Origin of the sequence: Phycicoccus sp. Soil802 (assembly GCF_001429605.1) — a bacterium.
Taxonomy (GTDB): domain Bacteria; phylum Actinomycetota; class Actinomycetes; order Actinomycetales; family Dermatophilaceae; genus Pedococcus.
Map to the genome: position 1 here is coordinate 18715 of NZ_LMSS01000008.1, position 22888 is coordinate 41602.

The following is a 22888-nucleotide window of genomic DNA, read 5'->3' on the forward strand; positions in this document are numbered from 1 at the left end:
GGCGGGCATTACTTCGTGCTCCCGTCAGCAGCGGAGGTGGGGGCCGGGTCGGTGACCCCGACGTAGTGCAGCGTCTTGGACACCGCCGGGTTGAGCATGTCCAGGGCCGGCTTGGGGTAGAACCCGAGCACGAGGAAGGCCGCGATGAGCGGGGCCACGACGAGCTTCTCGCGGCGCGTGATGTCGCGCACCGGCGTCGTGAGCTCGGGCTTGGGCCCAGTCATCATCCGCTTGTACATCAGCAGGATGTAGAGGGCGGCCAGGACGATGCCGGCAGTGGCGATGACCGCCGCGGCCGGGTACCGCTGGAACGTGCCGACCAGCACCATGATCTCGGAGATGAACGAGCTGAGGCCGGGCAGCGCCAGACCCGACAGACCCGCCACGAGGAACACGCCGGCGAGCCCGGGCGTCACCCGCTGCCAGCCACCGAAGTCGGGGATCCGTTTGCTGCCCCGGCGCGCGACCAGCATCGCGCCGATGAGGAACAGCGCCGCGGTCGAGAAGCCGTGGTTGAGCATGTAGAGGGCCGAGCCGGCACCACCGGTCGTCGTGAGGGCGAAGATGCCCAGCACGATGAAGCCGAAGTGGCTCACCGACGTGTAGGCGATCAGCCGCATGATGTCGGTCTGGCCGATGGCGAGCAGCGCGCCGTAGAGGATCGAGATGACCGCCAGCACCAGCACGACCGGCGTGGCCCACTTGGAGGCCTCCGGGAAGAGCTGCAGGCAGAACCGGATCATCCCGTAGGTGCCGACCTTGTCGAGGACACCGACGAGCAGCACCGCGGTGGCCGGGCGGGCCTCGGTGGCCGCGTCGGGCAGCCAGGTGTGCACCGGCCACATCGGCGCCTTCACCGCGAACGCGAAGAAGAAGGCGACGAACATCAGCCGCTCGGGCGTCGCGCCGAGGTCGAGCCCGGTCAGCTTGGCGACCAGGAACCCGTCGGCCCCGCCGGGGCCGTAGCGGTAGAGCGCGATCACGCCGACGAGCATGACCAGGCCGCCCGCGAGCGAGAAGAGCAGGAACTTCACCGCGGCATACTGCCGACGCGGCCCACCGTAGGAGCCGATCAGGAAGTAGACCGGGATGAGCATCGCCTCGAAGAAGACGTAGAACAGGAACACGTCGGTGGCCGCGAAGACCCCGACCATGAAGGTGACGAGCACCAGCATCAGCGCGAAGTAGTTCTTCTCGCGCTTGCCGCCCTCGGGCACGTCACGCCACGCGGCGAGGATGCAGACCGGCGTGAGCAACAGCGCCATGAGGATCATGACCAGCGCGATGCCGTCGACCCCCAGGGCGTAGGACACCCCGAACTGCGGGATCCACTCGTGCTGCTCGGTGAGCTGGAACTGCTGGTCCGAGGTGTTCTCGAACTGCAGGGCGGCGGCGATGCCGAAGACCAGCGTCACCAGCGAGAAGCCGAGGGCGACGTGCTTGGCCCGGTCGGTCAGTCCGGCGGGCAGCCCGGCCACGACGGCAGCGCCGATCAGCGGGATCACCCCGATCACGGTCAGCCAGGGGAAGTTCGTCATCACTGGATCACCCACATGGCACCGAGGATCACGACGACGCCGGCGAGCATCGTCAGGGCGTAGGACCGGGCGAAGCCGTTCTGGAGGCGACGCAGTCGACTCGACGTGCCACCGACGAGGGCGGCGAGCCCGCCGACCCCACCGTCGACACCTCGGGTGTCCGCGAACACCAGTGCTCGGGTCAGGTGGAGACCTGGCCGCATGAAGACTCCCTCGTTGACGTCGTCCTGGTAGAGGTCACGGCGGGCGGCGCGGGTGGCCAGCGAACCGGTGGGCTGCACCTGGGGCACCTCGTCGCGCCAGTAGCGCATCCACGCGAGCAGGACACCGCCGGCGACCAGCAGCAGCGTCAGCGTCATCAGCAGCCACACCGGCAGGACCGGGTGCTCGCCCTCCTCGTGGCCACCGACGACCGGCTCGAGCCAGTGCGTGAAGGTGCCACCGAGGGACAGGACCAGGCCCAGCAGGCCGGAGCCGACCGCGAGCACCATCATCGGGATGGTCATGGTGCGGGGTGACTCGTGCGGGTGCACAGCATCGTCACCGTCGGTCTGCCACCTCTTTGTGCCGTGGAAGGTCATGAAGAACAGCCGCGACATGTAGAACGCCGTGATGCCGGCGCCGATCAGCGCGGCGCCGCCGAACACCCACGGGCGCCAGCCCTCGCCGATGAAGGCGGCCTCGATGATCTTGTCCTTGGACCAGAAGCCGGAGAACGGCGGCACACCGAGGATGGCGAGCCAGCCCAGGCCGAAGGTGATCCAGGTGATCTTCATGGCGCCCGACAGCCCACCGAAGCGGCGCATGTCGACCTGGTCGTTCATCCCGTGCATGACCGACCCGGCACCGAGGAACATCCCGGCCTTGAAGAAGCCGTGGGTCAGCAGGTGGAAGATCGCGAAGGCGTAGCCGACCGGGCCGAGGCCCGCCGCGAGCATCATGTAGCCGATCTGCGACATCGTCGAGGCGGCCAGCGCCTTCTTGATGTCGTCCTTGGCGCAACCGACGATCGCCCCGAAGATCAGCGTGATGGCGCCGACGATGACGACGGCCAGCTGGGCGTTCGGCGCGTGGTCGAAGACGAAGCTGCTGCGCACCACGAGGTAGACGCCGGCGGTGACCATGGTCGCGGCGTGGATGAGCGCGGAGACCGGCGTCGGGCCGGCCATGGCGTCGCCGAGCCAGCTCTGCAGCGGGAACTGCGCCGACTTGCCGCAGGCACCGAGCAGGAGCATCAGGCCGATCGCCGTCAGCACGCCTTCGCCCGCGCCACCCTCGGCGGCCTGCTGGACCCCGGCGAAGGTGACCGTGCCGAACGCCGCGAACATGATCATGATGCCGACCGACAGGCCGAAGTCACCGACCCGGTTGACGACGAACGCCTTGTTGGCGGCGGTGGCGTAGGCCGGGTTGTGGTTCCAGAACCCGATCAGCAGGTAGGACGCGAGACCCACGCCCTCCCAGCCGACGTAGAGGAGCAGGTAGGAGTCGGCCAGCACCAGCAGGAGCATCGCCGCGACGAACAGGTTGAGGTAGGCGAAGAACCGGCGCTTGTCCGGGTCGTGCTCCATGTACCCGATGGAGTAGACGTGGATGAGCGACCCCACGAAGGTCACCAGCAGCACGAAGGTCACCGACAGCTGGTCGACGAGCATGCCGGCATCGAGGTTGAACGAGCCGGCCGGCACCCAGTTGAACAGGTGCAGGTGCGCGGCGCGGTCCTCGCCGTCGCGGCCGAGCATGGCCAGCCAGACGACGAAGCCGACGACGAAGGCCGCCCACGACATGGCGGTGGCGAACAGCGGCCCCCACTTGTCGGTGGCGCGTCCGCCGAACAGCAGCACGGCGGCACCGAGCAGCGGCAGGGCTACCAGCAGCCAGGCGTATGCCGTGACGCCGGTAGCCGCCGTAGCAGCACCGTCGGCGGTGGCGAGGTGGGCGAGGGAGGTCACCTGGTGGCTCCTTCTACAGCTTCAGCAGGTTGGCGTCGTCGACCGAGGCCGACCGGCGGGCACGGAAGATGGCCATGATGATGGCCAGTCCCACGACGACCTCGGCAGCGGCGACCACCATGACGAACAGGGCGATGACCTGGCCGTCGAGGTTGCCGCGCATCCGGGAGAACGTCACGAACATCAGGTTGGTCGCGTTGAGCATCAGCTCGACACCCATGAACACGATGATCGCGTTGCGGCGCAAGAGGACAGCCGCTCCACCGATCGCGAACAGCAGGGTCGCGAGGTAGATGTAGTTGACGAGGTTCATCGCTGCGACCCCTCCTCGATCTCGTGCTCGATGTCGTGTTCCGACTCGATGTGGCGGGCCGGCGCGACGTTCTGCTCACGGGCGGTGAGCACCCGCGAGACGGACAGCTCGCTCGGCGTGCCGTCGGGGAGCAGGGCCGGGGTGTCGACCGCGTTGCTGCGGGCGTAGACACCAGGAGCCGGCAGACCGGCGACGTTGCGGTTCTCGAGGATGCGCCGCTCGGACCAGGCGCGCTGGCTCGGCTTGGCGCCGATCCGCTCGCGGTGGGCCAGCACCATCGCGCCGAGGGCTGCGGTGATGAGCAGGGCCGAGGTGATCTCGAAGGTCCAGACGTACTTGCCGAAGATCAGGTCGGCGACGCCGGACACGTTGCCGGTGCTCTCGTTGACGCTGGACAGGCCCTTCATCGGGCCGAACTGGGCGCGCCCGATCGCGGTGAACAGCAGCGCGGCCAGGCCGAGGATGAGCAGCGCGCCCGCCCACTTCTGGCCCTTCAGCGTCTCGACGAGGGAGTCGCTGGAGTCGACCCCGACCAGCATCAGCACGAACAGGAACAGCATCATGACCGCGCCGGTGTAGACGAAGATCTGGATGATGCCGAGGAAGTCGGCCTCCTGCGCGATGTAGAAGATCCCGAGGTTGATCATCACCAGGGCCATGCCCAGGGCGGCGTGCACCGCCTTCTTGGCGAAGATCAGGCCGAGCGCGCCGAGCACGCTGATCGGCGCGAGGATCCAGAACATGATCTGCTCACCCAAGCCGGTCATCGGCGCACCGCCTCGGTCGTGTCGCGGCCGACCTGTCGGGTGGTCACGGTGTCCACCCCTTCGACGGGGTCACCGCTGGGGGCGAGACCGTCCTCGGGCTGGGCGTCGTGCTCCGTCACCCAGGCCTCCTGCTCGGGCGTCGCGCGGACGACCTTGCCCTGGTAGTAGTCGCGCTCCTCGAGGCCCTCGACCATGGGGTGCGGCGCGGGCAGCATCCCCTCGGCCAACGGCGCGAGCAGCTGCTCCTTGGTGAAGATCAGGTCGGCGCGGTTGTTGTCGGCCAGCTCGTAGAAGTTGGTCATCGTCAGGGCGCGCGTCGGGCAGGCCTCGATGCACAGGCCGCAGAAGATGCAGCGCAGGTAGTTGATCTGGTAGACCCGGCCGTAGCGCTCGCCCGGTGAGAACCGGCCGGTGCCACCGTCGGAGTCGTCGTTCGACGCCCCCTCGACGAGGATCGCGTCGGCCGGGCAGGCCCAGGCGCAGAGCTCGCAGCCGACGCACTTCTCGAGGCCGTCGGCGTGCCGGTTGAGCTGGTGGCGGCCGTGGTAGCGCGGCTGGGTCGGCCGCTTCTCCTCGGGGTACTCCTCGGTCTCCAGCTTGCGGAACATGGTCGCGAACGTGACACCGAACCCACCGACGGGGGCGAACAGGTCGGCGAGGAAGCTCGGCTTCTTCTTGTCGTCAGCCACGAGTGGCCTCCTTGTCCGTTGCGGTGTCGCCGGCACTGATGGCCAGGGACGGCTCCTTGAGCCGCTGGCCGGGCAGCGGTGGCACCGGGTAGCCACCGGCGAAGGGGTCGATCTCCTCCGGCGGCGGGGTGTTGCGGATGGCGTCCTGCTCGATCTTCTTGTTGTCGCGCAGCCAGGCGATCACGAGCACCGCACCGGCGAGGACGACGACGAAGGCGATGCTCACCACGGGGAACTCGCGTCCGTTGAAGGTCAGGCTCGGACCGGCGATGTAGCCGAGCTGGCTGGCCTTCATGAAGGCCGCGACGACGACCCAGGCCAGCGTGACCGGGATCAGGAACTTCCAGCCGAAGCGCATGAACTGGTCGTAGCGGACCCGCGGGAGCGAACCACGCAGCCAGACGAAGAAGAACATGAACAGCCAGAGCTTGATGACGAACCAGAGCAGGCCCCACCAGCCGTGGTTGAACATGCCGTCGTTGATCGCCGCGATGCCGGGAGGGGCCATCCAGCCCCCGAGGAACATCGTGGTGGCCAGCGCGGAGACGGTGAACATGTTGACGTACTCACCGAGGAAGAACATCGCGAACTTCAGCGAGGAGTACTCGGTGTGGAAGCCACCGGTGAGCTCGCCCTCGCCCTCGGCGAGGTCGAAGGGCAGGCGGTTGGTCTCGCCGACCATCGTCACGACGTAGACGAGGAAGCTCGGGACCAGCGGCAGGATGTACCAGAGGTCCTTCTGGGCTCCGACGATCTGCGACGTCGACATCGACCCGGAGTAGAGGAAGACCGCGACGAGCGACAGACCCATGGCGATCTCGTAGGAGATCACCTGGGCGGTCGAGCGTAGGCCACCGAGCAGCGGGTAGGTCGAACCGGACGACCAGCCGGCCAGGACGATGCCGTAGACGCCGACGCCTGCGACCGCGAGCACGAGCAGGACGGCGACGGGGATGTCGGTCAGCTGCAACGGGGTGCGGTGGCCGAACATCGAGACCGTCGGCCCCAGGGGGATGATCGCGAACGACACGAACGCCATCGCCCCGGCGATGGCCGGAGCCAGCGCGAAGACCACCTTGTCGGCGTTCTTCGGCGTGAGGTCCTCCTTGAGGGCCAGCTTGACGCCGTCGGCCAAGGTCTGCAGGAGGCCGAACGGGCCGGTGCGGTTGGGGCCGGGACGCTGCTGCATCCGGCCGATGACGCGACGCTCGAACCAGATCACGATCAACGTGTTGACCAGCAGGAAGACGAAGACGAAGAGCGCCTTGACCAGGTGCAGCCACCACGGGGTGTCAGTGAAGTCGGTGCTGGGGTTGTCGGCGAACGGCGCCTGCGCGAGGGCTTGGGTTGCATACGTCAGGGTGCTCACTGGGCGCCTCCCTTCGTGACGGTCACGACGTCACCGGAGACCGCCGCCAACGAGGCGCGGACGGTGGAGCCGTCGGAGTTCGTCGGCAGCCAGACGACGTGGTCGACCATGCCCTCGGTGACCGCGACGCGGGCGGTCACCGAGCCACGGCGGTTGGAGACCGTGACGGTGTCGCCGTCGACCAGGCCGAAGAGCTCGGCCGTGGCGGCGGACACCCGGGCGCGGGCCTTGGCCGCGGTGCCGGCCAGGAACGGCTCGCCGTCCTGCAACGAGCCCCGGTCGAGGAGGTGGTGCCAGGTGGCCAGCACGAGCTGGCCGGCACCGGCGCTCGGGACCTCGGCCACCGGGACGGTGGGAGCCCCACGACGCTCGCCGGTCCAAGGTCCGAGGGCGGTCATCTCGCGACGGATCTCGGCCAGCGTGCGGGTGCCGAGGAAGGAACCCATCTCGTTGGCCAGCATGTCCAGGACGCGGTAGTCGGAGAGGGCGGCGGTGTCGAGGGCCGGCTCGAACGACCGCGGGCGGCCCTCCCAGTCGACGAACGTGCCGCCCTTCTCGGCCTGCGGGGCCACTGGCAGCACGACGTCGGCGACGGCCGTCACCGACGAGGGCCGGAAGTCCAGGGACACGACGAAGGTCTTGGCCAAGGCTTCCTCGGCGCGCGGGTCGGCGAGGTCGGCGGCGTCCACGCCACCGACGACCAGGGCGTTGATCGAGCCGGTCGTGGCCGCCCGGAGGATGCCGGCGCCGTCACGACCCGGCACGTCGGGCAGACCGACGACGTCCCAGCGCTCGGCGACCTCTTGGCGGGCGCCGGAGTCGGCGACCGGACGGCCACCGGGCAGCATCGTGGCGAGCGCACCGGCCTCGAGGGCACCGCGCTCACCGGCCCGACGGGGCACCCAGGCGACCCGGGCACCGGCCGACGAGGCCAGCGCCGCGGCCGCCGACAGGGCGCCGGGCACGGTGGCCAGACGCTCGCCGACGAGCACGATCGCACCAGGCGTCTCGAGCGCCTGGGCAGCCTTGGCGGCGGCACCGTCACCGGTGACACCGTCGACGAGGGCACGCAGCACCTCGGCCTCGGTGCCGGGGGCGGACGGGATGAGCGTGCCGTTCAGCTTGGTGAGGCCGCGCGTCTCGAAGGGCGCCACGGCATACACGGCGGTCTTGCCGCGGCGCGCGGACTTGCGCAGCCGCAGGAAGACGATCGGGCTCTCCTCCTCGGGCTCGAAGCCCACGAGGACGACGGTCGCTGCCTGCTCGAGGTCGGCGTACGTGACCGCTCCCCCCCGTGCTCCATCAACAGAAGGGCCGGTCGCCACCACGGAGGCGGCGAGGAAGTCGGCCTCCTCGGCGGAGTGCGGACGCGCGCGGAAGTCGATGTCGTTGGTCGCGAGGACCGTGCGGGCGAACTTGCCGTAGGCGTAGGCATCCTCGACGGACACCCGGCCACCCGTCAGGACGCCGACGCCCTTGGCGGCCGCGAGGCCGCGCGCCGCGACCTCGAGGGCCTCGGGCCACGACGCGACCTGGAGCTCGCCGAGCTCGTCGCGCACCATCGGGTACTCGAAGCGGTCACCGGTGGAGGCGTACTGGAAGGCCCAGCGGCCCTTGTCGCAGTTCCACTCCTCGTTGACCAGCGGGTCGTTGACGGCCATCCGTCGCAGGACGGCGCCACGACGGTGGTCGGTGCGGATCGAGCAGCCCGAGGCGCAGTGCTCGCACACGCTCTTGGTCGACACCAGGTCGAACGGGCGGCTGCGGAAGCGGTAGGCCGCACCGGTGAGCGCGCCGACCGGGCAGATCTGCACGGTGTTGCCGGAGAAGTAGGACTCGAACGGCTGCTGCTCGTAGATGCCGACCTGCTGGAGGGCGCCGCGCTCGACCAGCGCGATGAACGGGTCACCGGCGATCTGGTCGGAGAAGCGGGTGCAGCGGGCGCACAGGACGCAGCGCTCACGGTCGAGCAGCACCTGCGAGGAGATGTTGATCGGCTTGGGGTAGGTGCGCTTGACGTCCTCGAACCGGGACTTCGCGCGACCATTGCTCATCGCCTGGTTCTGCAGGGGGCACTCGCCACCCTTGTCGCAGACCGGGCAGTCGAGCGGGTGGTTGATGAGCAACAGCTCCATCACACCCTGCTGGGCCTTGTCGGCGACCTTCGAGGTCTCCTGCGTCTTGACCTGCATGCCCTCGGACACCGTGATGGTGCACGAGGCCTGCGGCTTCGGCATCGGCCGCAGCTGCCCGTCGGGGCCCGGCGTCGCGATGTCGACGAGGCACTGCCGGCAGGCGCCGACCGGCTCCAGCAGCGGGTGGTCGCAGAACCGCGGGATCTGCACGCCGACCTCTTCGGCGGCGCGGATCACCAGCGTGTTCTTGGGGACGGCCACGGGCACGCCGTCGATGGTGACGTTCACCAGGTCGACGGGCGCGGGCGCGGCACCCTGCTTGTCCTCGGTCACAGTCATGCGGTCACGCGGTCCTTGTGGAAGAGCGTCGACTCCCGGGCGTCGAATGGGCAGCCGCCGTGGGTCAGGTGGTCCAGGAACTCCTGCCGGAAGTACTGGATGCTGCTGGTGATCGGGCTGGTCGCCCCGTCACCGAGCGCGCAGAAGCTGCGGCCGAGGATGTTGTCACAGATGTCGAGCAGCTTCTCGAGGTCCTCCTCGGACCCCTGGCCGTGCTCGAGCCGGCCGAGGATCTGCTTGAGCCACCAGGTGCCCTCGCGACACGGCGTGCACTTGCCACACGACTCGTGCTTGTAGAAGTCGGTCCAGCGGTCGACGGCGCGCACCACGCAGGTGGTCTCGTCGAAGATCTGCAATGCCCGGGTGCCGAGCATCGACCCGGCCGCAGCCACCGACTCGAAGTCGAGCGGGGTGTCGAGGTGCTGGTCGGTGAACAGCGGCGTGGACGAGCCACCCGGCGTCCAGAACTTGAGCTTCTTGTTGGGGTCGCGCATGCCGCCGGCCATCTCGAGCAGCTCGCGCAGCGTGATGCCGAGCGGTGCTTCGTACTGGCCGGGACGCTTGACGTGACCCGAGAGGCTGAAGATGCCGAAGCCCTGGGACTTCTCGGTGCCCATGCCGGAGAACCAGTCGGCGCCGTGCAGCAGGATCGGCGGGACCGACGCGATCGACTCGACGTTGTTGACGACGGTCGGGCGGGCGTAGAGCCCGGCCACGGCGGGGAACGGCGGCTTGAGACGCGGTTGGCCGCGACGGCCCTCGAGGCTGTCGAGCAGCGCGGTCTCCTCGCCACAGATGTAGGCGCCCGCGCCCGCGTGCACGGTGATGTCGAGGTCGAAGCCCGAGCCGTGGATGTTCTTGCCGAGGTGGCCCGCGGCGTACGCCTCCTCCACCGCGCGGAGGAGGCGGCGGTAGACGTGCACGACCTCACCACGCAGGTAGATGAAGGCGTGGTTGCAGCCGATCGCGAAGGAGGTGATGACGCAGCCTTCGATGAGGAACTGCGGCGCCGCCATCATCAGCGGGATGTCCTTGCAGGTGCCCGGCTCGGACTCGTCGGCGTTGACGACGAGGTAGCGGGGACCACCGTCCGGCGGGGGCAGGAAGCCCCACTTCATGCCGGTGGGGAAGCCGGCGCCGCCACGACCGCGCAGCCCGGAGTCCTTGGTCATCTGCACGAGGTCGGCGGGGTTCATCGCCAGCGCCTTCTTCAGCGCCTGGTAGCCCTCGTTGCGCTCATAGGTCTCGAGCGTCCACGACTGGGGGTCGTCCCAGAACTTCGTGAGGATCGGGGTCAGCGTGGTGCTCATGAGTCAGCCTTCCCGTTCTTCTCGTCGAACAGCGTGGCCGGCTTGTCGTCGACGGCCTCGTCCGGCGCGTTGGCGCCGCTGTCGGTGGAGGTATGCCGCCCTGCCGCCGTCTGGTCGGACGTCGCCTCGGGCTGCTGGTCGTGCGTGGCCGTCTCGCCGGCCGTGCCGTCGGGGGCGGTCCAGCCGCGCTCGTGGGCGAGCCGCAGGCCCTCCAGCGACGCCGGTCCGGCGCCGACGCCCTCGTCGGCCAGGCCGTCGTGGAAGCCGGCCAGCACGCGCGAGACCTGCTTGAAGGTGCACACCTTCGCGGGGCCGCGGCTGGGCCGGACATCCTTGCCGGCGCGCAGGTCGTCGACCAGCTGCTTGGTCGACTCCGGCGTCTGGTTGTCGAAGAACTCCCAGTTGGCCATCACCACGGGGGCGAAGTCGCAGGCGGCGTTGCACTCGACCCGCTCGAGGGTCACCTTGCCGTCCGGCGTCGTCTCGTCGTGACCGATGCCGAGGTGCTCGGAGACCTCGTCCCAGATCTGGTCGCCGCCCATGATCGCGCAGAGCGTGTTGGTGCAGATGCCGACGGTGTACTCGCCGTTGGGGTGGCGCTTGTACTGCGTGTAGAAGGTCGCGACGCCCGAGACCTCAGCGGTCGTGAGGTCGAGCACGTCGGCGCAGAAGTCGATGCCCCGGCCCGTGACGTAACCGTCGACCGACTGCACGAGGTGGAGCAGCGGCAGCAGCGCGGAGCGCTTCTGCGGGTACTTCGCGACGACCTGGGCGGCGTCCTCGTGCAACGCGGCCAGGACGTCCGCGGCATACGGCTCCTTGGACTCCGCAGCCACCGTGAGGTGACCCGCTGCGGTCTGAATCCCATAGTGCTCGGCCATCAGCGGTCCACGCCTCCCATGACGGGGTCGATCGAGGCGACCGCGACGATGACGTCGGCGATCTGGCTGCCTTCGCACATCACCGCCGTGGCCTGCAGGTTGTTGAACGACGGGTCACGGAAGTGCGCGCGGTAGGGGCGCGTGCCTCCGTCGGACACCGCGTGGCAGCCGAGCTCACCCTTGGGGCTCTCCACCGCGGCATACGCCTGGCCCGGAGGCACCCGGAAGCCCTCGGTGACCAGCTTGAAGTGGTGGATCAGGGACTCCATCGAGGTGCCCATGATCTCGCGGATGTGGTCGAGGCTGTTGCCCATGCCGTCGCCGCCGATGGCCAGCTGTGCGGGCCACGCGATCTTCTTGTCCTGGACCATGACCGGGCCGGGGTTGGCCTGCAGCCGGTCGATGCACTGCTCCGCGATCTTGAGCGACTCGTACATCTCGTCGATGCGGATCCGCAGGCGGGCGTAGGCGTCGGACTCGGTGCGGGTGATGACCTCGAAGTCGTAGGTCTCGTAGCCGCAGTAGGGGTCGAGCTTGCGCAGGTCGTGCGGCAGCCCCGTCGAGCGCAGCATCGGGCCGGTGATGCCGAGCGCCATGCAGCCCGACAGGTCGAGGTAGCCGACGTCGACCGTGCGGCCCTTGAGGATGGGGTTCTCGTTGAGGAGGAGCTCGAGCTCACCAAGTCCCTTGCGCACCAACGGGATCGTGTCGCGGACCTTGTCGATGGCGCCGGGCGGCAGGTCCTGTGCGACACCACCGGGGCGGATGAACGCGTTGTTCATCCGCAGGCCGGTGACCATCTCGAAGATCGACAGGATGCGCTCGCGCTCACGGAAGCCGACCGTCATGACGGTGGTGGCGCCCATCTCCATGCCACCGGTCGCGAGGGCGACGAGGTGGGAGGTGATCCGGTTGAGCTCCATCATCAGCACGCGGATCACGCTGGCGCGCTCGGGGATCTGGTCGGTGATGCCGAGCAGCTTCTCGACCGAGAGGCAGAAGACGGCCTCGTTGAAGAACGGCGTGAGGTAGTCCATCCGGGTGCAGAACGTCACGCCCTGCGTCCAGGTGCGGAACTCCATGTTCTTCTCGATGCCGGTGTGGAGGTAGCCGATGCCCGCGCGGGTCTCGGTCACCGTCTCGCCGTCGAGCTCGAGGATGAGGCGGAGCACGCCGTGCGTCGACGGGTGCTGTGGACCCATGTTGACGACGATCCGCTCCTCGTGGAGGGCGGCCGCCTCGTCGACGAGCTGGTCCCAGTCACCGCCGGTGGCGTTGAAGACGTGGGCGCCCTCCGCGGCCGCCGTGTCGGCGCCCGAGGTGGCGTAGATGTCGGTGTTGGTCGGGTTGGTCGTCATCAGCTGTAAGACCTCCGCTGGTCCGGCGGCGGGACGGTGGCGCCCTTGTACTCGACGGGGATGCCGCCGAGGGGGTAGTCCTTCCGCTGCGGGTGGCCCGGCCAGTCGTCGGGCATGAGGATGCGGGTGAGCGACGGGTGGCCGTCGAACTCGATGCCGAACATGTCCCACGTCTCGCGCTCGTGCCAGTCGTTCGCCGGGTAGATCTCGACGATGGACGGGATGTGCGGGTCGGCGTCGGGTGCGGTGACCTCGACGCGGACCCGGCGTCCGCCGTGGGTGATCGACAGGAAGTGGTAGACGGCGTGCAGCTCGCGGCCGGCCTCGTGCGGGTAGTGCACGCCGGAGACACCCGTGCACATCTCGAAGCGGAGGGCCGGGTCGTCACGCAGGGCGCGCGCGACGGCCGGCAGGTGCTCGCGTCGGACGAACACCGTCATCTCGCCGCGGTCGACCACGATCCGCTCGACGGCCTCGGCGTAGGAGGCGGAGCCGCCCCCGAGGCCGCGCTCGAGCTGGTCGGCGATCTCGTCGAAGTAGCCGCCATAGGGCCGAACGGCCGCGCCGGGGAACAGGATCGGGCTGACCATGCCGCCGTAGCCGGTCGTGTCGCCGGTGTCGGTCGTGCCGAACATGCCGCGGCGCTCACCCACGACGACCGGGTCGGGTGCGGTGCCGGGGGCAGCAGGGAGGCGCTCGTCGGTGTCGCGGTCGACGACCTCACCCGGCTGGACGCCGATGGTCGACGCGGCGGCCACGGGGGCGGGCTGGTCGGGACCGTCACCCTGGTCGGCAGCGGCGTCGTCGGCCTTGGTGCCGTCGATGTTGCTGTTGGCCGTCGCCTTCTTGGGGTCCTCCGCGGGCGCGTCCTTGGTCTCGTCGGCTGGGTCGTTGGTCGCTTCGCTCATGCCACACCACCGTGGGACACATCGGTGCCGTGCAGGTGGCCGTGCGCGTGGGTGTGGCCGCTGCCGGCACCCTGGGCCAGCAGCCCGGTCATCTGGTGGGTCGGGGTGGCGGCCAGCGCGGCGGCCTCGGCGGCCCGCGCGGCGGCGACCCGGTTGACGCCGAGCTTGGAGTTCTGGATCTGCTCGTGCAGCGTGATGATCGCGTTGAGCAGCATCTCGGGGCGGGGCGGACAGCCGGGCAGGTAGACGTCGACCGGGATGATGTGGTCGACCCCCTGGACGATGGCGTAGTTGTTGAACATGCCACCGGAGCTGGCGCAGACACCCATCGAGATGACCCACTTGGGCTCGGGCATCTGGTCGTAGACCTGGCGGACGACCGGCGCCATCTTCTGGCTGACGCGGCCGGCGACGATCATCAGGTCGGCCTGGCGCGGGGTCGCGGAGAACCGCTCCATCCCGAACCGGGCGATGTCGTAGTCGGGCGTGCCGACGGCCATCATCTCGATGGCGCAGCAGGCGAGGCCGAACGTGGCCGGCCAGACCGAGCTCTTGCGCATGTAGCCGGCGACCTGCTCGACCGTGGTCAGCAGGAAGCCCGCGGGCAGCTTCTCTTCGATTCCCATTTGAGTCCTAGTCCCTCGTCAGTCCCACTCGAGGCCGCCGCGGCGCCACACGTAGGCGTAGGCCACGAACACGGTCAGGATGAACAGCACCATCTCCACGAGCGCGAAGAGGCCGAGCTGGTTGAAGGCCACCGCGAAGGGGTAGAGGAACACCGACTCGATGTCGAAGATGATGAAGAGCATGGCGGTCAGGTAGTACTTGATCGGCACGCGGCCACCGCCCGCGGCCTGGGGGGTCGGCTCGATGCCGCACTCGTAGGCGTCGAGCTTGGCGCGGTTGTAGCGCTTGGGGCCGGAGACCGCCGCTGCGCCGACGGAGAAGACGGCGAACCCGCCACCGATGGCCAACAGGAAAAGCAACGGGACGTAGGGGTTGCTCATCGCGGTGCCACTCCCTTTCTGTCGTCGCTGCGGTTGTCAGGTGTGTCGCCGGTCACACGGTTGCGGTGCGGCCCAATCCTAGGGGCGCCGCCAGAGAATGCACGCCGGGTCATGCGTCCGGCGCCATCTTCGACAGGGCGGTGATCAGGCGGTCGGACGCGTCGCCCCCGTGCGGCTCGGCGAGGTTGGCCATCACCTTCAGGAGGAACCGCATCAAGGTGGTACGAGGCAGGCCGTACTTCGTCGCCAGCCGCATGACCTCGGGGTTGCCGATCATCTTCGCGAAGTAGCGACCCAGCGTGTAGTAGCCACCCAGAGCGTCGGCCATCACCTTGGGGTAGGACTGCAGGACCCGCTCGCGCTGCGCGTCGGTGCCGCGGGCGAACGCCTGGGCGATCACCTCGGCGGCGAGGCGCCCGGACTCCATGGCGTAGGCGATGCCCTCGCCGTTGAACGGGTTGACCATGCCACCGGCGTCGCCGACCAGGAGCAGGCCGTTGTCGTAGTGCGGTTGCCGGTTGAAGCCCATCGGCAGGGCCGCTCCGCGGATCGGGCCGACCATGGTCTCGTCGTTGTACGTCCAGTCCTCGGGCATCGTCGCGACCCAACGACGCATGACGTCCTTGTAGTCGGTCTTGCCGAAGGCGCTGGAGGTGTTGAGGATGCCGAGGCCGACGTTCGAGGTGCCGTCGCCGACGCCGAAGATCCAGCCGTAGCCGGGCAGGAGCACCTTCTTGCCGCTGTCGTCGGTGGACCACAGCTCGAGCCAGGACTCGAGGTAGTCGTCGTCGTGGCGGGGGCTCGTGTAGTAGGTGCGCACGGCGACGCCCATCGGACGGTCCTCACGCTTCTCCCGGCCCATCGAGAGGGACAGCCTCGAGGAGTTCCCGTCCGCGGCGACGACCAGCGGCGCGGCATACCGGAGCTCGGGGCCGGTCGACCGGCCCTTCTCGTCCACCGCCTTGGCGGTGACGCCGACGATGGCGCCCTTGGAGTCGAGGATCGGGCCGGTCACGTTGGTGGACTCGCGCAGCCGCGCACCGTGCTTCACCGCGTGCCTGGCCAGGATGTCGTCGAAGTCCTGCCGGGTGCGGACCAGGCCGTAGGGCGGGAAGCTTGCGAGGTCGGGCCACGGGAGGGACAGCCGCATGCCGCCACCGATGATCCGCAGGCCGTGGTTCCTGATCCAGCCGTCCTCCTCGGGCGTGGGGATGCCGAGGGTGATCAGCTCCTTCACCGCGCGCGGGGTCAGTCCGTCGCCACAGACCTTCTCGCGGGGGAACGCGGTCTTCTCCAGGACCAGGACGTCCAGGCCCGCCATGGCGAGGTACGCCGCCGTGGCCGACCCCGCCGGGCCGGCGCCGACGACGATGACGTCGGCGGTCTCGGTGGGTGCGCCGGCTGCGGGAGTGGCTCCCGTGGCCTCGCTGATGGTGTCTGTCACGCCTGCCTCACACGCTTGTGAACGTCTTCACGAACTACCTCGGGGGAGTCTATTCCCGACCCGGCGTCAGGTCACCAGTTAGGCGAGCCTTACTGAGGCCCGGCGGGGTGCCCCGGCACGCATCCAGCCGCGTGCCACCGACTCAGAGGGTCGGCTTGGTCGCCCGGTGCAGGGCCACGATGCCACCGGTCAGGTTGCGCCAGCCCACGTCGCCCCAGCCGGCACCGGCGATGCGCTCACCCAGCTCGCGCTGCGCCGGCCAGGCCTGGATCGACTCGGCGAGGTAGACGTACGACTCCGGGTTGCTGCTGACCTTGCGGGCGATCGGTGGCAGCGAGCGCATGAGGTACTCGGTGTAGACCTTGCGGAACGCGCCGTTGACGGGCTGGCTGAACTCGCAGACCACGAGCCGCCCGCCCGGTCTGGTCACGCGCAGGAACTCGCCCAGCGCCTGCTCGACGCTCGCGACGTTGCGCAGGCCGAACGACATCGTTACCGCGTCGAAGCTGTCGTCCGCGAACGGCAGCCGCATCGCGTCGGCCGCCGTGAACCCCAGGTCGGGACGGCGCCGGTTGCCCACGCGCAACATCCCGAGCGAGAAGTCGGCGGGCACCACGTTGACGCCGTGGTCGGCGAACGGCTCGCTGCTCGTGCCGGTGCCGGCCGCGATGTCGAGCACCGTCTCGCCCCGCTGCGCGTCGACCGCCTTGAGGACCGCGCGACGCCACAGCCGGTCCTGCCCGAGGGACAGGACGTCGTTGGTCAGGTCGTACTTCCCGGCCACGTCGTCGAACATCGCGGCGACGTCACGGGGGTCCTTGTCGAGGCTGGCGCGGGTCATGGCGTCATCCTCCCATCCGCGTCGGCGGCCACCTCCCGCGGCTGCGCCCAGCCCGCGCCGTAGGCTTTCCCCCGACATGACCAGCCTTCCCACGCCCCAGCAGGCGGGCCGACCCGCGGGTTCGCCCGTGGTCGCCCGCACCGTGGCCCTGCACGACCCCGGCACGCTGCTGGGCCTGCTGCCGGACCGGGCCGACCCCACCGAGCTGTTCAGCTGGGTGCGCCGCGGCGAGGGCCTGGTCGGCTGGGGACGCGCGCTGGAGTTCACCGCGCACGGCCCCGACCGGTTCGAGCAGGCCGAGGCGTGGTGGCGCGACGTCGTCGACGGCGCCGTGGTGCGCAACGACGTCTCCCTCCCCGGCACCGGACCGGTCGCGTTCGGCTCCATCTCGTATGCCGCCGACTCACCGGCCGGCGCGACGCTCGTCGTGCCGGAGGTCGTCGTGGGGGCCCGCGACGGCCAGTGGTGGGTGACCACGATCGGGACCGGCGCCGAGCTGCCCACTCCCGTGGTGCCGCAGCAGTCCGAGCCGCGCGAGCCGTCGGGGGTGCGCTTCGCGGACGGCGCCCTCGCGCCCGCCGAGTGGGCCGGGGTGGTCGGCCGCGCGGTCGAGCGGATCACCGACGGTGGCCTCGACAAGGTGGTGCTCGCCCGCGACCTGCGGGTCAGTGCCGAGGCGCCGATCGATGCGCGCTGGCTGCTCGCCCGGCTGGCCGAGCGCTACGACACCACCTGGGTCTTCGCCGTGGACGGGCTCGTGGGGGCGACGCCCGAGATGCTGGTCCGGCTCGAGAAGGGCCTGGTCACCTCGCGGGTGCTCGCCGGCACCATCCGCCGCACCGGCGACGACGAGCACGACCTCGCGCTGGCCGCCTCGCTGGCGCGATCGAGCAAGGACCTCGAGGAGCACGAGTACGCCGTGCGTTCCGTCGCGGACGCGCTGCGACCGCACTGTTCGTCGACGAACGTCCCCGAGGCCCCGTTCGTGCTGCACCTGTCCAACGTCATGCACCTCGCCACCGACGTCGCGGGGGTGCTGGCCGACCGCACCACGTCGCTGGCCCTCGCGGCCTCCCTCCACCCGAGCGCCGCCGTGTGTGGCACCCCGTCGACCGTGGCCGACGAGGTCATCAGCGAGCTCGAGGGCATGGACCGGGGACGGTACGCCGGACCGGTGGGCTGGATGGACGCCAGCGGTGACGGTGAGTGGGGAATCGCGTTGCGCTGTGGGGCCTTCGAGCCCTCGGACCCGGCTGGGATGCGGCTCTTCGCGGGGTGCGGGATCGTCGCCGGATCCGACCCGGAGTCCGAGGTCGCCGAGTCCGACGCGAAGCTGGTCCCCATGCGTGACGCCCTGACGGTGAGCTGACCGACCATGACCGACAGGGTCGGGCCGCGACCCGCTGACGCCGTCGTCTTCGACCTCGGCAACGTCCTGATCACCTGGGACCCGGTGGCGGCCGTCGCGGTCGCGGTCGGCGACGACCGGGCGCGAGCTGCACGCGGCCGACGTCCCGCTGTTCGCGCTGACCAACTGGTCGGCGGACCTGTTCCCGGTGGCGCTCGACCGGTTCGACTTCCTCGAGCTCTTCGAGGACATCATCGTCTCCGGCGAGGAGGGCGTGGCCAAGCCCGATCCCGAGATCTTCGAGGTGCTCGAGGAGCGGGTCAGCCACCGCGCCGGGCTCGACGACTGCATCTTCGTGGACGACAGCCCGGCCAACGTCGTGGCCGCTGCGGAGACCGGGCTGGACGCGGTCCACTTCACCGGTCCCGACCACCTGCGCGAGGACCTCATCGCCCGCGGCATGCCCCTGCGCCCGGCCCCTGGGACGGACCGGACGCAGCAGACCTAGCCGGCGCTCGGCTGCGGACTGGGCTGGCTGCTCGCCGCAGGGTCCGGTTGCACGCTCCTCGCGACCGTGCCGGTGTGGGACCGGCTGGCGTTGCGGAAACCCGCGGCTTCCTCGCCCTCGGCGACCGGCGTGGAGGGACCCGTCCCTCCACCGGGGCCGGAGGGGCCGTCATCCCTGCCTCGTTGGAGCCCCTTGAGGATCATGCCGATGAAGCTCGGCTTGCCCTGCGACTTGCTGTAGACGTCGAAGGCCACGGCACCCAGCAGCACCAGGCCCTTGATGATCTGGACGAAGTTCGAGTCCACGCTCAGGTTGGCGAGCCCGAGGTTGAGGACGCCCATCACCAGCCCACCGATCATCGAGCCGGTGACGGTGCCGACGCCACCCGCCACGGCCGCCCCGCCGACGAAGACCGCCGCGATCGCGTCGAGCTCGAAGTTCACCCCGTCCTTGGGGTTGGCCGCGTTGAGGTACGCGGTGAAGACCATCCCTGCGATGGCGGCCAGGAAGCCCATGTTGACCATGACGAACATGTCCACGCGACGGGTGTCGACGCCCGAGAGCCGTGCGGCGTTGGCGTTGCCACCGACAGAGTAGATGTGGCGCCCGAGGACCGTCCGTTGCGTGATGAACGTGTAGAAGATGACGAGCCCGCCGAGGATCAGCCCCACGACCGGCACCCCCTTGTACGAGGCCAGCAACAGGCCGAAGACGAGCAGGAGCCCGCAGACGACCACGAGCTTGAGGACCGAGATGACCAGCCGCGGGACCTCGATGCCGTAGCTGCGCAGCTCCGAGCGCTTCTTCAGCTCGAGCCACACGATCACGGCCACGGCGAGGAGCGTGAGGACCAGTGTGGGGTTGTGGTAGCCCGTCACCGGCCCCATCTCCGGCAGGTAGCCGTTCGCGATCTTCTGGAAGGACTCAGGCACCGGGATGCTCTCCGCGTTGAGGATCATGAGGTCGAGTCCCCGGAAGAGCAGCATGCCGGCCAGGGTCACGATGAAGGCAGGGATCCCGACGTACGCGACCCAGAAGCCCTGCCACACCCCGACGAGGCACCCGAGGGCGAGCCCGAGGAGGATCGCCGCGGGCCAGGGCAGGTCGAAGCGCTGCATGGACAGTGCGACGGTGGCACCGACGAAGGCCGACACCGAGCCGACCGACAGGTCGATGTGCCCGGCGATGATGACCATCACCATGCCGATCGCCAGGATCAGGATGTAGCCGTTCTGGACCAGCAGCGAGGTGACGTTGCGCGGCTGGAGGAACAGGCCGTCGGTCAGGATCTGGAACATCACCACGAGCAGCAGCAGGGCGATCATCATCCCGTACTGGCGGATGTTGCCACTCATGCTCCGGCGTATCTCCGTGAGTAGGGAGGCGGCCGGAGCGGCGTGATCCTCCATCTGCTCGGGTGCGGTCTGGGTGGCCATCGTCAGTCTGCCTTTCGCTGGGTCATGTAGCGCATGAGCGTTTCCTGGTCCGCACGCTCGCGGGGGACGTCGGCGGTGATGACGCCGGCGGAGAGGGTGTAGATGCGGTCGCACAGCCCGAGCAGCTCGGGGAGCTCGGAAGAGATCACGAGCACCCCACGACCGCTGTCCGCCAGCTGGTTGATGATCTCGTAGATCTCGTACTTGGCCCCGACGTCGATGCCGCGGGTGGGCTCGTCGAGGATCAGGACATCAGGCTCGGTGAACATCCACTTGCCGAGGACGACCTTCTGCTGGTTGCCGCCCGACAGCTTGCCGACACCCGACTCGACCGACGGGGTCTTGATGTTCATGCTCTTGCGGTAGCGGTTGGCCGCGACGACCTCGGCTCGCTCGTCGACCACGCCGCGTCGCCGGATCTTCTTCAACCCGGCCGCCGTGATCGACACCTTGACGCTGTCGAGCAGGTTGAGCCCGAGGCTCTTGCGGTCCTCGGTGACGTAGGCGAGCCCGGCGTCGATCGCCTGCTGCACGGTGTTCGCCTTGACCGTCCGCCCCTCCTTGACCAGCTCGCCGCCCACCTTGTGGCCGTAGGACTGACCAAACACGCTGCGGGCCAGCTCGGTCCGACCGGCTCCCATGAGGCCCGCGAGGCCGACGATCTCGCCGCGGCGGATCGTCAGGGAGGCGCCCTTGACGACCAGCCGCCCAGCGTCCTCGGGATGCCCGACGGACCAGTCGCGGATCTCGAGCAGGGTGTCGCCGATGGAGGGTTCATGTGGGGGGAACCGGTGGTCGAGGTCGCGTCCCACCATGCCGCGGATGATCCGGTCCTCGTTGATCTCACCGCGGCGGACGTCAAGGGTCTCGATGGTGCGACCGTCACGGATGATGGTGATCGAGTCGGCGATCTCCTCGATCTCGCCGAGCTTGTGGGAGATCATGATCGAGGTGATCCCCTTGGCCTTGAGCCCGAGCAGCAGGTCGAGCAGGTGCCGTGAGTCGGTGTCGTTGAGGGCGGCCGTCGGCTCGTCGAGGATGAGCAGCTTGACGTCCTTCGCCAGCGCCTTGGCGATCTCGACGAGCTGCTGCTTGCCGATCCCGATCGCGCGGATCGGGGTGTCCGGATCCTCTCGGAGTCCCACTCTCGCGAGCAGCTCGAGGGCACGCTGTCGCGCCGCGTACCAGTTGATGACCCCACCCCGGCTCTGCTCGTTGCCGAGGAAGAGGTTCTCGAGGATGGACAGCTCGGGGATCAACGCCAGCTCCTGGTGGATGATCACGATCCCCGCGCTCTCGCTCTCGCGGATGCCCTTGAACTCGCAGGGGCGGCCCTCGAAGTGGATGTCGCCGGTGTAGCTGCCGTACGGGTACACGCCCGAGAGCACCTTCATCAGGGTCGACTTGCCGGCGCCGTTCTCGCCGCAGATCGCGTGGATCTCGCCTCGCGCCACCGCAAGGCTCACGTCCGACAGCGCCTTGACGCCGGGGAACACCTTGGTGATGGAGCGCATCGACAGGATGGGGTCGCTCATCGTCACGCCTCGTTGCATGGGTCGGGATGGGGGTCGTCGTGGGTGGAACCCAGTGGTGGCGGCACGCGAGTCGCCGCCACCACCGGGCGATCAGGGGGCGCTACTTCAGCTGGTCCTCGGTGTAGTACTTGGCGTCGAGCAGGATCTGCTTCACGTTCTCCTTGTCGGCGGCCACCGGCTCGAGCAGCTGGGTCGGGACCTTCTTGATGCCGTTGTCGTAGGACTCGGTGTCGTTGACGGTCACGGTCTTCTTGTCGGCGATCTCCTGGATCATCTTCACGGTGGCCTGGGCGAGGTCACGGGTGTTCTTGAAGACGGTGGAGTACTGCTCACCAGCGAGAATCGACTTCACCGACTCGAGCTCGGCGTCCTGCCCGGTCACGACCGGGAGCTTCTTGCCGCCGGTGCCGTAGCCGCTGCCCTTCAGGGCCGCGATGATGCCACGGGAGAGTCCGTCGTAGGGCGACAGCACGCCGTTGACGTCGGCCTTCGAGTAGGCCTTGGTCAGGACGTTCTCCATGCGCTTCTTCGCCACGGCCGCATCCCACCGGAGGGTGGCGACGGTCTTGAAGTTCGTCTCACCGGACGCGATCTTGATGTCCCCGGCATCGATCTTGGGCTGGAGGACCTGCATCGCGCCGTTGAAGAAGAAGGTCGCGTTGTTGTCGTCGGGAGACCCGGCGAAGAGCTCGACGTTCCACGGCTTGGGAGCACCGCTGGCCTCAAGGCCCTTCAGCAGGGACTCGGCCTGGAGCTTGCCGACCTTGAGGTTGTCGAAGGTCGTGTAGTAGTCGACCGCGTCGGTGTCGCGGAGCAGCCGGTCGTAGGCGATGACCGGGATGCCCGCGTCCTTCGCCTCCTTGAGGGCACCCTTGAGGGCCGTCCCGTCGATCGAGGCGACGACGAGGACCTGGTTGCCCTTGGTCACCATGTCGTTGACCTGGGTGACCTGGGTCGGGATGTCGTCGTTGGCGTACTGGAGGTTGACCTTGTAGCCGGCGGCCTCGAGCTGCTGCTTGATGTAGTCGCCGTCCTTGATCCACCGCTCCGACGTCTTGGTCGGCATGGCGACTCCGATCGTGCCCTTGCCGGAGGCGCCGCCGCCGGTTCCCGCGTTGGCCTCGGTCTGCCGGCCGCAGCCGCTCAGGCCGACAGCCAGGGCACCGACGGCGAGAGCCGCAATCATCCTGCGCACCACTGTGTGCTCCAT

At 69.1% G+C, this 22888-nt stretch carries 20 protein-coding genes; 2 read left to right on the forward strand and 18 right to left on the reverse strand.

Annotated elements, in window-relative coordinates; all coding sequences use genetic code 11:
* Positions 1-8 precede the first annotated feature (8 nt).
* The 15 genes from ASG91_RS19380 to ASG91_RS19450 form a co-directional block, all read right to left on the reverse strand.
* A complete protein-coding gene (locus ASG91_RS19380) occupies positions 9-1538 on the reverse strand; it encodes an NADH-quinone oxidoreductase subunit M (RefSeq protein ID WP_056924304.1) in 1530 nt (509 codons plus the stop codon).
* Entirely contained in the window at positions 1538-3490 is a 1953-nt protein-coding gene (gene nuoL, locus ASG91_RS19385) for an NADH-quinone oxidoreductase subunit L (protein ID WP_056924305.1), read from the reverse strand. Before nuoL ends, ASG91_RS19380 begins: the two co-directional genes overlap by 1 nt.
* Before the next feature lie 13 nt (positions 3491-3503).
* Positions 3504-3803 (reverse strand): NADH-quinone oxidoreductase subunit NuoK, encoded by a 300-nt coding sequence (nuoK, locus tag ASG91_RS19390; RefSeq protein ID WP_056924306.1) that lies wholly within the window; start codon positions 3801-3803, stop codon positions 3504-3506.
* The gene (locus ASG91_RS19395; protein WP_056924307.1) at positions 3800-4570 is read right to left on the reverse strand and encodes an NADH-quinone oxidoreductase subunit J; all 771 of its coding nucleotides are present in this window, start codon (positions 4568-4570) and stop codon (positions 3800-3802) included. The genes nuoK and ASG91_RS19395 overlap by 4 nt, the downstream gene beginning before the upstream one ends.
* Positions 4567-5259: an NADH-quinone oxidoreductase subunit NuoI gene (gene nuoI / locus ASG91_RS19400; RefSeq protein ID WP_082594372.1), complete on the reverse strand. Its 693-nt coding sequence runs from the start codon at positions 5257-5259 to the stop codon at positions 4567-4569. The genes ASG91_RS19395 and nuoI overlap by 4 nt, the downstream gene beginning before the upstream one ends.
* Positions 5252-6628: an NADH-quinone oxidoreductase subunit NuoH gene (nuoH, locus tag ASG91_RS19405; RefSeq protein ID WP_056924308.1), complete on the reverse strand. Its 1377-nt coding sequence runs from the start codon at positions 6626-6628 to the stop codon at positions 5252-5254. Before nuoH ends, nuoI begins: the two co-directional genes overlap by 8 nt.
* The gene (locus ASG91_RS19410; RefSeq protein ID WP_056924309.1) at positions 6625-9102 is read right to left on the reverse strand and encodes an NADH-quinone oxidoreductase subunit G; all 2478 of its coding nucleotides are present in this window, start codon (positions 9100-9102) and stop codon (positions 6625-6627) included. The genes nuoH and ASG91_RS19410 overlap by 4 nt, the downstream gene beginning before the upstream one ends.
* On the reverse strand, positions 9099-10412 hold the full coding sequence (nuoF, locus tag ASG91_RS19415; protein WP_056924310.1) for an NADH-quinone oxidoreductase subunit NuoF: 1314 nt from the start codon (positions 10410-10412) through the stop codon (positions 9099-9101). The genes ASG91_RS19410 and nuoF overlap by 4 nt, the downstream gene beginning before the upstream one ends.
* The gene (gene nuoE, locus ASG91_RS19420) at positions 10409-11293 is read right to left on the reverse strand and encodes an NADH-quinone oxidoreductase subunit NuoE (RefSeq protein WP_056924311.1); all 885 of its coding nucleotides are present in this window, start codon (positions 11291-11293) and stop codon (positions 10409-10411) included. The genes nuoF and nuoE overlap by 4 nt, the downstream gene beginning before the upstream one ends.
* Entirely contained in the window at positions 11293-12651 is a 1359-nt protein-coding gene (locus tag ASG91_RS19425) for an NADH-quinone oxidoreductase subunit D (protein ID WP_082592837.1), read from the reverse strand. The genes nuoE and ASG91_RS19425 overlap by 1 nt, the downstream gene beginning before the upstream one ends.
* Positions 12651-13559 (reverse strand): NADH-quinone oxidoreductase subunit C, encoded by a 909-nt coding sequence (locus tag ASG91_RS19430; RefSeq protein ID WP_235545796.1) that lies wholly within the window; start codon positions 13557-13559, stop codon positions 12651-12653. The genes ASG91_RS19425 and ASG91_RS19430 overlap by 1 nt, the downstream gene beginning before the upstream one ends.
* The gene (locus ASG91_RS19435) at positions 13556-14185 is read right to left on the reverse strand and encodes an NADH-quinone oxidoreductase subunit B family protein (protein WP_235544006.1); all 630 of its coding nucleotides are present in this window, start codon (positions 14183-14185) and stop codon (positions 13556-13558) included. Before ASG91_RS19435 ends, ASG91_RS19430 begins: the two co-directional genes overlap by 4 nt.
* Before the next feature lie 18 nt (positions 14186-14203).
* Positions 14204-14566 (reverse strand): NADH-quinone oxidoreductase subunit A, encoded by a 363-nt coding sequence (locus ASG91_RS19440; protein ID WP_056924312.1) that lies wholly within the window; start codon positions 14564-14566, stop codon positions 14204-14206.
* A 109-nt stretch (positions 14567-14675) separates the two neighbouring features.
* Positions 14676-16010, reverse strand: coding sequence for a geranylgeranyl reductase family protein (locus ASG91_RS19445; RefSeq protein ID WP_056924313.1), 1335 nt, complete (start codon positions 16008-16010; stop codon positions 14676-14678).
* A 142-nt stretch (positions 16011-16152) separates the two neighbouring features.
* The gene (locus ASG91_RS19450) at positions 16153-16851 is read right to left on the reverse strand and encodes a demethylmenaquinone methyltransferase (RefSeq protein ID WP_056924314.1); all 699 of its coding nucleotides are present in this window, start codon (positions 16849-16851) and stop codon (positions 16153-16155) included.
* A gap of 76 nt (positions 16852-16927) precedes the next feature.
* Between ASG91_RS19450 and ASG91_RS19455 the strand changes: the two genes are divergently transcribed.
* Positions 16928-18220, forward strand: a complete 1293-nt coding sequence (locus ASG91_RS19455) for an isochorismate synthase MenF (protein ID WP_056924315.1) — start codon at positions 16928-16930, stop codon at positions 18218-18220.
* A gap of 178 nt (positions 18221-18398) precedes the next feature.
* Positions 18399-18707: an HAD-IA family hydrolase gene (locus ASG91_RS21340; protein ID WP_235545812.1), complete on the forward strand. Its 309-nt coding sequence runs from the start codon at positions 18399-18401 to the stop codon at positions 18705-18707.
* Here the strand turns inward: ASG91_RS21340 and mmsB are convergent.
* From mmsB to chvE, 3 genes are all read right to left on the reverse strand, one after another.
* Positions 18704-20062 (reverse strand): multiple monosaccharide ABC transporter permease, encoded by a 1359-nt coding sequence (gene mmsB, locus ASG91_RS19465; protein WP_235545797.1) that lies wholly within the window; start codon positions 20060-20062, stop codon positions 18704-18706. The genes ASG91_RS21340 and mmsB overlap by 4 nt on opposite strands.
* Before the next feature lie 83 nt (positions 20063-20145).
* Entirely contained in the window at positions 20146-21678 is a 1533-nt protein-coding gene (gene mmsA / locus ASG91_RS19470; RefSeq protein WP_157606443.1) for a multiple monosaccharide ABC transporter ATP-binding protein, read from the reverse strand.
* Positions 21679-21778: 100 nt separating this feature from the next.
* Entirely contained in the window at positions 21779-22864 is a 1086-nt protein-coding gene (gene chvE / locus ASG91_RS19475; protein WP_235545799.1) for a multiple monosaccharide ABC transporter substrate-binding protein, read from the reverse strand.
* Positions 22865-22888: the final 24 nt, after the last annotated feature.

Bases quoted from the DNA above. Each gene is read 5' to 3' on its own strand.
- nuoK (WP_056924306.1), bottom strand. From the start codon at position 3,803: ATGAACCTCGTCAACTACATCTACCTCGCGACCCTGCTGTTCGCGATC.
- mmsA (WP_157606443.1), bottom strand. From the start codon at position 21,678: ATGAGCGACCCCATCCTGTCGATGCGCTCCATCACCAAGGTGTTCCCC.
- ASG91_RS19455 (WP_056924315.1), top strand. From the start codon at position 16,928: ATGACCAGCCTTCCCACGCCCCAGCAGGCGGGCCGACCCGCGGGTTCG.
- chvE (WP_235545799.1), bottom strand. From the start codon at position 22,864: ATGATTGCGGCTCTCGCCGTCGGTGCCCTGGCTGTCGGCCTGAGCGGC.
- ASG91_RS19435 (WP_235544006.1), bottom strand. From the start codon at position 14,185: ATGGGAATCGAAGAGAAGCTGCCCGCGGGCTTCCTGCTGACCACGGTC.
- ASG91_RS19395 (WP_056924307.1), bottom strand. From the start codon at position 4,570: ATGACCGGCTTGGGTGAGCAGATCATGTTCTGGATCCTCGCGCCGATC.
- ASG91_RS19430 (WP_235545796.1), bottom strand. From the start codon at position 13,559: ATGAGCGAAGCGACCAACGACCCAGCCGACGAGACCAAGGACGCGCCC.
- nuoE (WP_056924311.1), bottom strand. From the start codon at position 11,293: ATGGCCGAGCACTATGGGATTCAGACCGCAGCGGGTCACCTCACGGTG.
- nuoF (WP_056924310.1), bottom strand. From the start codon at position 10,412: ATGAGCACCACGCTGACCCCGATCCTCACGAAGTTCTGGGACGACCCC.
- mmsB (WP_235545797.1), bottom strand. From the start codon at position 20,062: ATGAGTGGCAACATCCGCCAGTACGGGATGATGATCGCCCTGCTGCTG.
- ASG91_RS19450 (WP_056924314.1), bottom strand. From the start codon at position 16,851: ATGACCCGCGCCAGCCTCGACAAGGACCCCCGTGACGTCGCCGCGATG.
- ASG91_RS19425 (WP_082592837.1), bottom strand. From the start codon at position 12,651: ATGACGACCAACCCGACCAACACCGACATCTACGCCACCTCGGGCGCC.
- ASG91_RS19410 (WP_056924309.1), bottom strand. From the start codon at position 9,102: ATGACTGTGACCGAGGACAAGCAGGGTGCCGCGCCCGCGCCCGTCGAC.
- ASG91_RS19380 (WP_056924304.1), bottom strand. From the start codon at position 1,538: ATGACGAACTTCCCCTGGCTGACCGTGATCGGGGTGATCCCGCTGATC.
- ASG91_RS19440 (WP_056924312.1), bottom strand. From the start codon at position 14,566: ATGAGCAACCCCTACGTCCCGTTGCTTTTCCTGTTGGCCATCGGTGGC.